Source organism: Pseudomonas putida, from assembly GCF_009883635.2.
Classification (GTDB): domain Bacteria; phylum Pseudomonadota; class Gammaproteobacteria; order Pseudomonadales; family Pseudomonadaceae; genus Aquipseudomonas; species Aquipseudomonas putida_W.
The window spans coordinates 4,997,355-5,010,465 of sequence record NZ_CP026115.2; the positions used below are offsets into that span (position 1 = coordinate 4,997,355).

Here is a 13,111-nt window from a genome sequence, read left to right on the forward strand (position 1 = left end):
AGAACCTGCATGACCACCAAACAGATGAGCCTGGGCATGAACATCCTCGGCTTCGGCTCGCACTCCGGTGCCTGGCGCCAGGGCGAGGCAGCACTCGATGCTTACATCGACGTCAACTACTACCGCGACATCGCGCGCATTTCCGAGCGTGGCTGCCTGGATGCGATCTTCCTTGCAGATGGGCCGGCGCTGCCGCCGGACGTGTCCGCGCAACCCGGCGGGCGCCTGGAGCCGACCGTGCTGCTCACCGCGGTGGCCGCCGCCACCGAGCGTATCGGTGTTATCGCCACCTGCTCCAGCACCTACAACGAACCGTTCAACCTGGCCCGGCGTATCGCCTCGCTGGACCATATCAGCGGCGGTCGTGCGGCCTGGAACGTGGTTACCAATGCCGGTGATGCGGCCGCGCAGAACTTCGGCCTGGCCGGCGCGCCGCTGCATGTCGACCGCTACGGGCGCGCCGAAGAGTTCGTCGATGTGACCCTGAAGCTGTGGGACAGCTGGGAAGACGACGCGATCATCGGCGACCGCGCTGCTGGCCACTTCGCCGACCCGCGCAAGGTTCACACCCTCGACTTCCAGGGCAAGCATTTTCAGGTCAAGGGCCCGCTGAACCTGCCACGCTCGCCCCAGGGGCGGCCGGTGCTGGTGCAGGCCGGTTCCTCCGAAGGCGGCAAGGCACTCGGCTCACGCTATGCCGACGCGATCTTCACCACCCAGACCACCTTGGCCGACGGCCAGGCGTTCTATCAGGAGATGAAAGCCCGCGCCAAGGCCTGGGGGCGTGACCCGCAGCACCTGAAGATCATGCCCGGCCTGTCGACCGTGATCGGCAGCACCGAGGCCGAAGCCCATGCGCGTTTTGACGAGCTCAATGCCTGGCATGGCGAGCATGGCCTGTTGCAGCAGGTGGCGGGGCGCATCGGCATCGACGCCCGCGAGCTGGACCCGGATGCGCCGTTGCCGTGGCAACGGATTGGCGCGGTGGCGGATTTCGAGCGCGGTTCGCATGGCTTCCTGGAAGCCCAGCTGAACCTGGCGCGCAGCGAGAACCTGACCATCCGCCAGCTGTCGCGGCGAATACTGGTCGGGCATCGCCTGGCTGTCGGCACTCCGGAACAGGTCGCCGACACCTTGGCCGAGTGGTTCCTGGCCGGGGCAGGGGATGGCTTCAACATCATGCCCGACATGTTCCCGTCCGGGGCGCGGGTGTTCGTCGAGGAGGTGGTGCCGTTGCTGCAGAAGCGCGGCTTGTTCCGTACCGAGTACACCGGCACCACCTTGCGCGAGCACTTGGGGCTGCCCAAGGCCGTGAACCAGTTCGCTGCGTAATCAAAAAAACTTTGATCAGGAAAAACCAATGCGCTACCGCCCCCTCGGCCACACCAACCTTCAGGTCAGCCTGCTCAGCCTCGGCACCATGACCTGGGGCCACCAGAACACCGAACAGGACGCCCACCAGCAACTGGACGCCGCCATCGCCGCCGGCATCAACTTCATCGACACCGCCGAGATGTACCCCACGCCCACCCGCGCCGAAACCTGGACCACTACCGAGCGTTACCTTGGCAACTGGATCAAAGCCCGCAGTAACCGCGACAGGCTCATCCTCGCCAGCAAGATCGCCGGACCCGCCCGCGATCCCGGTGGCCAGGCGCACATTCGCGATGGCCTGTCGCACCACGACCGCAAGAATATCGTCGCCGCTCTGGAAGGCAGCCTGCGCCGGCTGAACACCGACTACCTGGACCTTTACCAGCTGCACTGGCCCGACCGCACCAGCAACTTCTTCGGCATCCGCGAATACCCCTATGCCGATGACCACCCGGAAACTGCCGCCATCGAAGAAACCCTGGCGGTGCTCGACGAGCAGGTCAAGGCCGGCAAGGTGCGCCATATCGGCGTGTCCAACGAAACGCCGTGGGGTGTCGGGCAGTTTCTGCGGCACAGCGAGGACCAAGGGCTGGCGCGTATCGCCAGCATCCAGAACCCGTACAGCCTGCTCAACCGGCTGTATGAAAACGGGCTTTCGGAGTTCAGCCATCGCGAGGGGGTCAGCCTGCTGGCCTATTCGCCACTGGCGTTCGGGGCGTTGACCGGCAAGTACCTGAACGGCGCAAAGCCGGAGGGTTCGCGGTTGTCGTCGGTGTATCGCACGTTCAATCGCTATGGCAGCGAGGAGGCCAACAGCGCTATCGGCCGCTATGTGCAGATTGCGCGCGAGCATGGGCTGACACCGGCCCGGCTGGCCCTTGCGTTCGTGATCCGCCAGCCGTTCGTGGCCAGTGCGATTACCGGGCAGACCACGCTGCTGCAGTTGCAGGAGAACCTGAGTGCGTTGGATGTGCAGCTGACCGAAGAGGTGCTGGCTGCGGTCCAGTCCGTGCACCACCGCATTCCCAACCCGGCACCATAGCCCGCATGGCAAGGGCTTCGCCCTTGTTCGCGGGGCAAGCCCGCTCCTACAAGGGTACGCGATTCCCTGTAGGAGCGGGCTTGTCCCGCGAAGAGGCCGGTACAGGCGACACAAGAAGGACAGACATGAACGCGATCGCTTTGACACCCAGCACCTCGACCCTCAACTGGCGGCTTCGTCCAGGCCTGACGCTGGCCTGGGCCATCCTGGCCCTGCTCCTGCTGGCCGTAGCCTGCCCCAGCTGGCTCTCCCCCAACGACCCTCTGGCCGCCGATGCCCGCCTGGCCTACCTCCCACCCAGCACCACCTTCTGGCTAGGCACCGACGAAAACGGCCGCGACGTCCTCAGCCGCCTGATCCACGGCGCCCGCCCATCGCTCTACATCGGCCTGGCCGCCACCCTGGTCGGCCTCGGCCTGGGCACTTCGCTCGGCCTGCTCGCAGGCCTGGCACCCGCTTGGCTGGACAACCTGCTGATGCGCGCCGTCGACGTCCTGCTGGCGTTCCCCGACCTGCTGCTGGCGCTGGTCATCATCGCCCTGTTCGGCCAGGGCACCAGCAACCTGATCCTCGCTGTCGGCATCGCTTCAGTGCCGCGCTACGCCCGCCTGGTCCGCGCCCAGGCCCTGACCATCCGCCACGCCGGCTTCGTCGAAGCCGCCGTCACCCTGGGCCGCAAACGCTCGGCGGTGGTGCTGGCCCACGTGCTGCCCAATGCCGTGCAACCGGTGCTGATCCTGGCCTGCATCGGCCTGGGCGGCGCCATCACCGCTGCCGCCGCGCTGAGCTTCCTCGGCTTTGGTGCGCCACCGCCCGCGCCCGAGTGGGGCGCGATGATGGCGGTGGCGCGCAACTTCATGGCCAACGCACCCTGGCTGATGGCCTGGCCGGCGTTGGCGATCACCCTGACTGTCATTTCCATCACCGTCATCGGCCGAGACTGGCTGCGCCGTAGCGAGGGCAGAAACCCATGAGCATCTTCGAACAGCACCCGGCACCGTTGGCGGATATCCGCGACCTGCGCGTGAATTTCAACGGCGTGCCGGTGGTACGCGGCGTCGACCTGCAACTGCACGCCGGGCAGTGCCTGGCACTGGTGGGCGAATCGGGCTCGGGCAAGAGCGTGACTGCCCGCACGCTGGTTGGCCTGACCGGGGCCGGCGCTCAGGTGCAGGCACAGCGCCTGGCCTTTGCCGGGCAGGACCTGCGCCGGCTTGGCGAGACGGACTGGCAGCGCTTGCGCGGTGGGCGTATCGGCTTTGTCATGCAGGATGCGCTGGGTTCGCTCGACCCGTTGCGGCGGGTGGGTGCCGAGATCGAAGAGCCGCTGCTGTTGCACACCGACCTGCCTGCCGAGCAGCGTCGCTTGCGCGTGCTCGAACTGCTGCGCCAGGTCGGCGTGCCCGAGCCCGAAGTCCGCGCTCGGCAATATCCATGGCAGCTGTCCGGAGGCCTGCGACAGCGCGCCCTGATCGCGTCGGCCATCGCCTGCCAGCCACGCCTGCTGATCGCCGACGAACCTACCACCGCACTGGACGCGACGGTACAAGCACAGATCCTCGACCTGCTGGAGCACCTGCGTGCACGTGACAATAGTCTGCTGATGGTCAGCCATGACCTGGCCGTGGTGGCGCGCCTGGCCGACCGGGTGGCGGTGATGCGCCATGGTGTGGTGGTGGAGCAGGGCAGTGTCGAACAGGTCCTGCAAGACCCGCAGGACCCATACACCCAACGCCTGCTGAGCGCGGCGCGGGCGGTGCATTTCCAGCGCCCGGCAGTGCCGGCGCTGGCGCTGCTGGAGAATACCGTGAACGAGCGACCGGTGGTACTGGAGGCGCGTGGTTTGCACAAGGCTTTCGTCGGGCCGGATGGCCAGCCGCGTCAGGTACTCAAGGATGTATCCCTGCAATTGCGTGCCGGGCAGACCCTCGGTGTGGTCGGCGAGTCCGGTTCCGGCAAGAGCACGCTGGGCCGCATCCTGATGGGCTTGGAACGGCCGGAGCTGGGGACTGTGCAGCTGGCCGGGCAGGACTGGATGGCGCTTTCTGCTGCCCAGCAGCGCCAGGCCCGGCAGGGCATTCAGGTGGTGTTCCAGGACCCGCTGGCCTCGTTCGACCCGCGTTACACCGTGTTGCGGGTGCTGGCCGAAGCACTGGCCCAGGCTGGCGTGCCCCGAGGGTTGCAACGTACCGAGGCGGTTGCGTTGCTGGAGCGGGTGCAGCTGCCGACGGGGCTGCTCGACCGTCGTCCGCTGGAGTTGTCGGGGGGGCAGCGCCAGCGCATCGCGATTGCCCGGGCGCTGGCGATGAAACCCAAGGTGCTGGTGCTGGATGAGCCGGTGTCGGCGCTGGATGTGTCGGTGCAGGCGCGGATACTGGGGTTGCTGGCGGAGCTGAAGGCAGAGTTGAACCTGGCGTGTCTGTTCATCTCACATGACCTTGGGGTGGTTGAGCAGGTCAGTGATCAGGTGCTGGTGATGCAAGGGGGAAGGGTGGTGGAGCAAGGGGCGGTGGCGCAGGTGCTCGGGCAGCCACGTCATGCCTATACCCGGGCATTGCTCGATGCAGTGCCGCATCTTCCGGCGGCACGGCCTCGCTGGGTTGAGCGGATTGCCGTCTAGGGGTCGTCGACAACGTTGCAGCGCCTATCAGATCGAGCGCCGCGCGGGCGGCGCTCGATCTGATAGGCGCTGCACATCTGTCGGCGAACACTGTTGCCCCCCAAACACTCCCCAGACATTTTGCCCCCGCCCCAGCACCCAATCCCCGTCAAGCCCAACAAAATCAACCCCTTGAACCCGGCACAACTCCTGCAACAGGCCTCCCAAAGCCCAGTCCCCGCAGGAGCGCCCTTGAACACACCCATCCTCCCCCTGATCCCGCTCTGCACCGCACTGGCCTTGCTCGGCTGCGAAAAAACCGAGCAGCACGCCGCGCAAAGCACTACGCCCCAATCGGGCGGCACCCTGGTCTACGCCACCGACCGCGAGCCCACCTGCCTCGACCCGCACGTGGCCGGCGATATGCCCCAGGTGTTTGTCGCCCAGCAGTACCTCGACTCACTGGTGTCGATGGACAGCCAAGGCCAGATCGGCCCCTGGCTCGCCACAAGCTGGGAGGTCTCCCCGGACGGCCTGCGCTACACCTTCCACCTGCGCCGCGATGTGCATTTCACCGATGGCACCCCCTTCAACGCCGAAGCGCTCAAGGCCAACCTCGACCACATCACCAACCCCAAGACCCAGTCCAGCACCGCCGGTGGCTACATCCGCCAGTACCGCGGTACCAAAGTGCTCGACGCCTATACCGCCGAGGTGACGCTGGCAACCCCCTACGCAGCCTTCCTCGAAGTGCTGGCCCAGGGCTTCCTCGGCATCCAGTCACCCACCGCGCTGCTGCGCAGCCGCGACCAGAACTGTGAAAGCCCGGTGGGCAGCGGGCCGTTCAAGGTGGTGCGCTGGGACCGGCAGAACCAGGTGGAGCTGGTGCGCAACCCCGAGTACAACTGGGCGCCACCGACCGCGCAGCATCAGGGCCCGGCGTACCTGGACCGCATCGTCTGGAAGTTCATCCAGGAACCGTCGGTACGCTTTGCTTCCTTGCAGGCCGGCGAGGTCGACGTGATCGAGGCCGTGCCGCCTGAATCCCATGAAGCGGCGCGCCGCAACCCGGACGTCGATCTGATCATCGCCCAGCGCCCCGGCAACCCCACCAATGGCACCTTCAACCTGCGCCGCGCGCCGTTCGACGACATCCGCGTGCGCGAGGCCTTCGTGCGCAGCGCCGATGTCGAGGGCGCGCTCAAGAGCGTGTACTTCGGCGAGTTCCCCCGCGCCGGTGGCCCGCTGAGCATCGCCACGCCGTTCTACAGCGGCGACTTCGAACACAGCCAGGATTACGACCCGGCCCGCGCCGCCAAACTGCTCGATGAAGCCGGCTGGACCCGCCGCGACAGCGAGGGATATCGCACGAAGAACGGCCAGCGGCTGCGCGCTGTGGTGCTGATCGGCGCGCGTACGCCACCGTCGGAACTGACCCTGTGGGAACAGGTGCAAGCCACCACTCGCCAGGCCGGCCTGGAACTGGTGCTCGACCAGATGAGCGACGCCCAGGTCACCGCCCGCCAGGCCGCCTGGGACTACGACATCCGCACTGGCTACTGGAACACCAACACCCCCGACGTGCTGCGCATCATTTTCACAACCGCGTTCGTGCAGCCGGCCGGGGTCGGCGGTTATCACCAGAATTCCTCCGGCTATGCCGACGAAGGCTACGACGCATTGCTCGACAGTGCCCTGGCCACCCAGGACGCCGACCAGCGCCGCCAGCGTTACTTCAAGGCGCAACAGCAGGCCGCCGCGCAGTACCTGCAACTCACCACCTACCCGCAAAGCACGCGCCTGGGCATCTACAAGACCGCCCACGGTGTGCGCCTGGAGCCTTCGCTGGCAGTGACCTACCTCTATGACGCATGGGTGAACAAATGAGTACGACGACACGCGCGGTGACCGACCCGGGCCGCGAACGCCTGGCCGCCCTGGGCCGGCGCGCCGCCATCCGCCTGGGCGGCGGCGTGCTGGTGCTGTGGGCGGTGGCGACCCTGACGTTCTTTGCCCTGCGCCTGATGCCGGGTGACCCAGTGCTGGCCATTCTCGGTGGCCCCAGCGCCAACCCAACACCGGAAGCCATCGAGGCTGCCCGTGTGGAATTCGGCCTCGACAAGCCTTTGGCCACGCAATATCTGCTTTACCTCGGGCGCCTGCTGCAAGGCGACCTCGGCGTGTCCTACTCGCAGCACCTGCCGGTCACCCGCGTGCTGGCCGAGCAGGGAGGGGCGACATTGGAGCTGACCATCGCCGCGTTGGTGCTGGCCTGGCTGCTGGTCCTGCTGCTGACGGTGGTCACTGCCGGGCGTGGCCGGGTGGTGGGCGGCATCGCTTCGCTGGCCGAAACCCTCAGCGCGGCGTTGCCGCATTTCTGGCTCGGCGTGGTACTGCTGGCGGTGTTCGCCTTCGGCCTGCGCTGGTTCCCGCCCGCTGGTAGCGACAGTTTCGCCAGCCTGGTGCTGCCGGCGTTCTCGCTGGCGATTCCGTTGGCCGGCTTCATTGCCCAGGTCACGCGCGAGTCCCTGGAGCTGACCCTCGAACAACCCTTCGTACTGACTGCCCGCACGCGGGGCCTCAGCGACCTGGCCGTGCGCTTCCGCCACGCCCTGCGTCATGCCTTGCTGCCCGGCGTTTCGCTGTCGGGCTGGGCCATCGGTGCACTGATCAGCGGCGCTGTGGTGTGCGAGGTGATCTTCTCGCGCAAAGGTATCGGCCGCCAGCTGTACCAGGCGGTGCAGGCCCAGGACATGCCCTTGGTGATCGGCGTCAGCCTGGTGGTGGCGGCCGGCTATGTACTGGCGAACATTCTGGTCGACCTGCTGTACCAGTGGATCGACCCACGGCAACAGGAGGCTGCAGCATGACGGACCTGACCCTTGATCGAACCCTCGCGCCTTTGCGTCGGCAACGCCAATTGAAGCTGCCGCCACTGGGCGCCAGCCTGGCGATCCTGTTCCTGTTCGCCCTGGTGCTGGCCGCGCTGCTGCCGGGGCTGTTTACCCGTATCGACCCACTGGCCATCGTCCCCCGTGACGCCTTCCAGCCGCCAAGCTGGGCGCACTGGCTGGGCACCGACCAATCGGGCCGCGACATCTTTGCGCGGATCATCCACGGCGCGCGGCAAAGCCTGCTCATCGGCGTGGCGGCCACTGCCATTTCCATGGCCATCGCCATCACCCTCGGCTTGCTCGGTGGCCTTGGCGGTGCCCGTATTGATCGTGCGCTGGGCTGGCTGCTGGAAGTGCTGTTCGCCTTCCCCAGCCTGGTGTTGGCGCTGCTGTTCGTGGCGGTGTTCGGCAGCGGCGTCGGCCCGCTGATCGTCGCCACCGGGCTGGGCGGTGCACCGGGTTATGCGCGCATGGTGCGTGGCCAGGTGCTGGCGGTGCGCAATGCCGGTTACATCGAGGCGGCGCGGGCATTGGGGCATCCGCCTTCGCGCATCGTGCTGCGCCAGCTGTTGCCCAACGCGATGCGGCCACTGGTGGTGACGCTGACCATGGGTGTCGGCCAGGCCATCGTCTGGGCTTCGGCGCTTAGCTTCCTTGGCCTCGGAGCACGGCCTCCGGCGCCGGAGTGGGGAACCATGTTGTCCATGGGCCGCGACTTCATCGCCAACGCCTGGTGGCTGACCTTCTTCCCTGGCCTGTTCATCGTCCTCACCACCTTGGCCACGACGGTGACTGGCCGCTACATCCAACAACGCCTGGAGGGCCGCCTGCCATGAGTGACAAGACCTTGATCGTCGAGGGCCTGAGCGTGGCCTTCGAAGGCCGCAGCGTGGTGCGTGACTTGTCCTTCACCTTGCAACCAGGCCGTTGCGTAGCGCTTGTCGGTGAGTCGGGTTCGGGCAAGAGCGTCAGTGCCCGCAGCCTGGTCGGCCTTGCCGGTGCCAAGGCTCAGGTGAGCGCCCGCCAGCTGAGTTTTGCCGGGCATGATCTGCTCGACCTGAGCGAGCGCCAGTGGCGAGAAGTACGCGGCAAGGACATCGGCTTCGTGCTGCAGGATGCGCTGGTGTCACTCGACCCGTTGCGCCCCGTGGGCAAGGAAATTCTTGAAGTGCTGCAGACCCATCGTTACGGTGACCGCCAAAGCCGCGCCGCACGGGTGCATGAGTTGCTTGAACGGGTCGGTGTGCCCGACGTCGAGCTGCGCGCTCGCCAGCGCCCCGGGCAATTGTCCGGTGGCCTGCGCCAGCGTGCGTTGATCGCCAGTGCCCTGGCTATGGACCCCGCGCTGGTGATCGCCGACGAGCCGACCACCGCGCTGGATGCCACTGTCCAGGCCCAGATCCTCGAGGTGTTTCAGCAGATCAAGGCCCGTGGCGCCTCGTTACTGATCATCAGCCATGACCTGGCGGTGGTCGCGCAACTGGCCGACGACGTGGTGGTGCTGCGCCATGGCGAGGTGGTGGAGCAGGGGCCGATGCTGCAGGTGTTGCGCCAGCCTCGGCATCCTTACACCCAGGCCTTGCTGGCGGCAGTGCCAGCCGAGCATCCGCGTGGCAGCCGGTTGTCGCCGGAGCGGGCTGGTGTGCGCCGTGAGCCGCGTGCACGCGTACACAGCGACGTGCTGCTCGAAGGCCGTGGCCTGGGCAAGCGCTACCTCGGCCCGGACGGGCGGGTTCGCCAGGTGGTGCAGGGCGTCGACTTCACCCTGCGTGCCGGGCGCACCCTGGGCGTCGTTGGCGAGTCCGGCTCGGGCAAGACCACCGTGGCGCGCATCGCCCTCGGCCTGTTGCAGCCCGACCAGGGCGAGGTGCTGTATCGCGGCCAGCCGTGGAACCGCCCGGCCAATGCCGTGAGCGAAGCGGCGCGCCGGCCGCTGCGCCGCGACATCAGTGTGATCTACCAGGACCCATTGGGCTCGTTCGATCCGCGCTGGAGCGTGGCGCAGATTCTTGATGATGCCTTGCAAGTGGCTGGTATCGAAGCGGCGGCCCGGCCGGCGCGGATTGCCGTGCTGCTCGAACAGGTGCGCTTGCCGGCGGACCTCGCCCAGCGCCGGCCGTTGCAATTGTCTGGCGGCCAGCGCCAGCGGGTGGCGATTGCCCGGGCGATTGCCAGCGAACCGAAGGTGATCATCTGCGACGAGCCGGTCTCGGCGCTGGATGTATCAGTGCAGGCCCAGGTGCTCGACCTGCTGGCGGATCTGCAGGACCAACTGGGCCTGGCCTACCTGTTCATTTCCCACGACCTGGGGGTGATCCGCCATGTCAGCGACGACGTGCTGGTGATGCGCCACGGCCAGGTGGTGGAGCAGGCACCGGTCGAGCAGCTGTTCGACCGGCCGGCTCACGCATACACCCAACGTCTGCTTGGTGCGGTACCGCGCCTGCCTGGCAGCGGCGCCGAATTGGTGGTGCCGCCGCTGGACCTCGAACACGAAGCCTTCGACCTGTTCGACGAAAACCGCCTCTGGAAAATCGCCATTTAAAGGACTGAACAATGACCACATTCCAACGTTTCCCCGCCCAGTCTCCCGCCATCAGCATTGTGCAGCTGAAGGCCCGCATTACTGCCCTGTTACCCGCTATCGGCGCGGGCGCCGCCCAGCGCGAGCGCGAACGCCAGCTGCCCCATGAGGCAATCGCCCAACTCGCGGCAGCCGGGCTCTACACTGCGCGTATCCCGACCCAGTACGGCGGCCCCGGCGGTACCGTGAGCGATGTGATCGAACTACTGCTGCAGGTCGCCTCAGTCGACTCCAACGTCGCCCAGGCGCTGCGCCCAGGCTTTGCCTTTGTCGAAGGGCTGCTGGCCGCCCAGGCCGAGGGTGCCGAGCAGGAGCGCGAGCGCTGGTTTGCCCGTTATCTGCAAGGCGCCGTGATCGGCAATGCCGGCTGGGAGCTGGGCGGTGCCAACGGTTCCATCGCGGCACGGCTGGTGCGCGAGGGCGAGCATTTTCGCGCCAACGGCAGCAAGTTCTACAGCACCGGCGCATTGTTCGCCGACTATGTCAGCGCCGTGGCGCTGGATGAGGACGAGCAACCGGTGTCGTTCATCCTGCCACGCGACCGCGAGGGCCTGGAGCTGGTTGACGACTTCGACGCCATGGGCCAGCGCCTCACCGCCAGCGGCACCACGCACCTGCACAATGTGCGGGTCGAGGCCAGCGAGATCCGCACCCGTACCGTCGAGGAGGGCAAGCGCACAGTCGTCACGCCGTTCCTGCAGCTGTTCCTCGGCACAGTGCTGGCCGGCATCGCCCGCAACGCGCTGCATGACGCCACGCGCTTCGCCCGCGAGCATGCCCGGCCGATCAAGCACAGCACGGCGAGCCGTTCGGTGGATGACCCGTATGTTGAGCTGTCGGTAGGCGATATCGCTGCTCGCGCCTATGGCGCCGAGGCGCTGGTACTCAAGGCTGCGGCGACGATCGACAGGGCATGGGCCGCACAGCTGGACGAAGCGGCCGTGGAGCAGGCCGCGATCGAGGTGGCGCAGACTCAGTACCTGGTCGCAGAGCTTGCGCTCAAAGCAGCGGAAACGCTGTTCGATGTTGGCGGTGCTTCCACCACTGGCCGCCAGCACAACCTTGACCGACACTGGCGCAACGCCCGCACCGTGGCCAACCACAACCCGCGCCAGTGGAAGGCGGCCGTGGTCGGTGCCTGGCAGCTCAAAGGCACCCGTCCGCCTGTTTCGGGGCTGTTTTGACCGCCCAGCCGGCCTTGCTGGCCGGCCACCTGCAAAGCCCCAAGGTGCCGGTGATCATCGGCGCTGCGCTGTTCATGGAGCTGCTCGACAGCACGGCGGTGATGACCGCCCTGCCGCAGATGGCCGTCGATTTCGGCGAGCCGGGGCTGCGCATGAACCTGGTGGTGTCGCTGTACATGCTCGCCCTGGCACTGTGCGTGCCGGTCAGCGGCTGGGCCGCCGAACGCTTTCGCCCGCGCCGGGTGATGTTGCTGGCGATGGGTTTGTTCACCGCGGCCTCGCTGGCCTGCGCCTTGGCCGAGACACTCTGGCAGCTGTGCCTGGGGCGCATGCTGCAGGGCGCGGCGGGGGCGTTGATGACGCCGGTGGGCCAGGTGATCATCCTGCGTTGGTCGAGCCGTGAACAGCTGCTGCAAGCCATGTCCTGGTTGGCCTTGCCGGCCCTGATCGGTCCGTTGATCGGGCCACTGCTCGGCGGGCTGCTGGTGACGGTGCTGTCGTGGCACTGGATCTTCCTGATCAACCTGCCGATCTGCCTGGTCGGCTGCTGGCTGATTCTGCGCCATGTGCCGGACTACCCGGCACGCCCGGTGCCGCCGTTGGATGTGCGCGGCTTGCTGCTCAGTGGTGGCGCGTTGGCGATGCTGGTGTTCGGCCTGGAGTCGCTGGGGCTGGGGCAACTGCCTCGGGCCTGGGCCCTGGCGCTGGTTGCCGCTGGCCTGGCATGCGCCTTGGGTTACCTGCTACATGCGCGGCGCCACCCCAGCCCACTGGTTGATCTGTCGCTGCTGCGCCTGCGAAGTTTCGGCGTGGCCCAGGCCGGCGGCGGGCTGTTTCGCCTGGGTTCGGCGGCGCAGCCGTTCCTGATCGTGCTGCTGTTGCAGAACTGCCTGGGCATGAGCCCGCTGGCGGCCGGTTGGCTGGTGGTCAGCGGCGGCGTGGGGGCCCTGTTGATGAAGTTGCTGGCGGTGCCATTGGTGCGGCGCTATGGGTATCGGCGGGTGCTCAGTTGCAACGCCGTGCTCAGCGCTGCGGGGATTGCCCTGTGTGCCGGCTTTGATCGCGATACCGCGGTCTGGCTGATGGCGGCGGTGCTGTTCGCGGCAGGCCTGGTGCGTTCACTGCAATTCTCGACCTTGGGTGCTGCCAGCTATCAGGACGTGCCCGGAGAACGCTCAGCGGCGGCCAGCTCGCTGTCGGCAATGTCGGTGCAGCTGACCATGGCCATGTCGGTGAGCCTGGCCGGGGTGATGCTGGGGCTGTTGGCCGGGCTGGACGGGCGCAGTGAAACCTCGGTGGCCGACATAGCCACGGTGATGCTGCTGTGCGCTGGGGTCTGTGGGGCATCTGGCCTGGTGTTCCGGCGTTTGGCGGGCTAATTGTTGTGTTGCCTGTGCCGGCCTCTTCGCGGGACAAGCCCGCTCCTACAGGTAC

General features: G+C 67.2%; 10 protein-coding genes. All 10 read left to right on the forward strand.

Annotated elements, in window-relative coordinates; genetic code table 11:
* Positions 1–9: 9 nt before the first annotated feature.
* The 10 genes from C2H86_RS22860 (at position 10) to C2H86_RS22905 (ending at position 13,056) form a co-directional block, all read left to right on the forward strand.
* Entirely contained in the window at positions 10–1,332 is a 1,323-nt protein-coding gene (locus C2H86_RS22860) for an LLM class flavin-dependent oxidoreductase (protein ID WP_159409954.1), read from the forward strand.
* Positions 1,333–1,360: 28 nt separating this feature from the next.
* Positions 1,361–2,416 (forward strand): NADP(H)-dependent aldo-keto reductase, encoded by a 1,056-nt coding sequence (locus C2H86_RS22865; RefSeq protein ID WP_159409955.1) that lies wholly within the window; start codon positions 1,361–1,363, stop codon positions 2,414–2,416.
* 125 nt (positions 2,417–2,541) lie between these two features.
* Positions 2,542–3,390, forward strand: a complete 849-nt coding sequence (locus tag C2H86_RS22870; protein WP_159409956.1) for an ABC transporter permease — start codon at positions 2,542–2,544, stop codon at positions 3,388–3,390.
* Positions 3,387–5,036, forward strand: a complete 1,650-nt coding sequence (locus tag C2H86_RS22875) for a dipeptide ABC transporter ATP-binding protein (protein ID WP_159409957.1) — start codon at positions 3,387–3,389, stop codon at positions 5,034–5,036. The genes C2H86_RS22870 and C2H86_RS22875 overlap by 4 nt, the downstream gene beginning before the upstream one ends.
* A gap of 231 nt (positions 5,037–5,267) precedes the next feature.
* Positions 5,268–6,902, forward strand: coding sequence for an ABC transporter substrate-binding protein (locus C2H86_RS22880; RefSeq protein ID WP_159409958.1), 1,635 nt, complete (start codon positions 5,268–5,270; stop codon positions 6,900–6,902).
* Entirely contained in the window at positions 6,899–7,885 is a 987-nt protein-coding gene (locus C2H86_RS22885; protein ID WP_159409959.1) for an ABC transporter permease, read from the forward strand. Before C2H86_RS22880 ends, C2H86_RS22885 begins: the two co-directional genes overlap by 4 nt.
* Positions 7,882–8,745 (forward strand): ABC transporter permease, encoded by an 864-nt coding sequence (locus C2H86_RS22890; RefSeq protein ID WP_159409960.1) that lies wholly within the window; start codon positions 7,882–7,884, stop codon positions 8,743–8,745. Before C2H86_RS22885 ends, C2H86_RS22890 begins: the two co-directional genes overlap by 4 nt.
* Positions 8,742–10,454 carry a dipeptide ABC transporter ATP-binding protein gene (locus C2H86_RS22895; RefSeq protein ID WP_159409961.1) on the forward strand — a complete coding sequence of 571 codons (1,713 nt, stop codon included), beginning with the start codon at positions 8,742–8,744 and terminating at the stop codon, positions 10,452–10,454. Before C2H86_RS22890 ends, C2H86_RS22895 begins: the two co-directional genes overlap by 4 nt.
* 11 nt (positions 10,455–10,465) lie before the next feature.
* On the forward strand, positions 10,466–11,677 hold the full coding sequence (locus tag C2H86_RS22900) for an acyl-CoA dehydrogenase family protein (protein WP_159409962.1): 1,212 nt from the start codon (positions 10,466–10,468) through the stop codon (positions 11,675–11,677).
* Positions 11,674–13,056, forward strand: a complete 1,383-nt coding sequence (locus C2H86_RS22905; protein WP_159409963.1) for an MFS transporter — start codon at positions 11,674–11,676, stop codon at positions 13,054–13,056. The genes C2H86_RS22900 and C2H86_RS22905 overlap by 4 nt, the downstream gene beginning before the upstream one ends.
* Positions 13,057–13,111 lie beyond the last annotated feature (55 nt).

What these genes read in the sequence shown, in the direction of transcription:
- C2H86_RS22870 (WP_159409956.1), top strand. Translation starts at nt 2,542, where the DNA reads ATGAACGCGATCGCTTTGACACCCAGCACCTCGACCCTCAACTGGCGG.
- C2H86_RS22865 (WP_159409955.1), top strand. Translation starts at nt 1,361, where the DNA reads ATGCGCTACCGCCCCCTCGGCCACACCAACCTTCAGGTCAGCCTGCTC.
- C2H86_RS22860 (WP_159409954.1), top strand. Translation starts at nt 10, where the DNA reads ATGACCACCAAACAGATGAGCCTGGGCATGAACATCCTCGGCTTCGGC.
- C2H86_RS22875 (WP_159409957.1), top strand. Translation starts at nt 3,387, where the DNA reads ATGAGCATCTTCGAACAGCACCCGGCACCGTTGGCGGATATCCGCGAC.
- C2H86_RS22895 (WP_159409961.1), top strand. Translation starts at nt 8,742, where the DNA reads ATGAGTGACAAGACCTTGATCGTCGAGGGCCTGAGCGTGGCCTTCGAA.
- C2H86_RS22890 (WP_159409960.1), top strand. Translation starts at nt 7,882, where the DNA reads ATGACGGACCTGACCCTTGATCGAACCCTCGCGCCTTTGCGTCGGCAA.
- C2H86_RS22900 (WP_159409962.1), top strand. Translation starts at nt 10,466, where the DNA reads ATGACCACATTCCAACGTTTCCCCGCCCAGTCTCCCGCCATCAGCATT.
- C2H86_RS22885 (WP_159409959.1), top strand. Translation starts at nt 6,899, where the DNA reads ATGAGTACGACGACACGCGCGGTGACCGACCCGGGCCGCGAACGCCTG.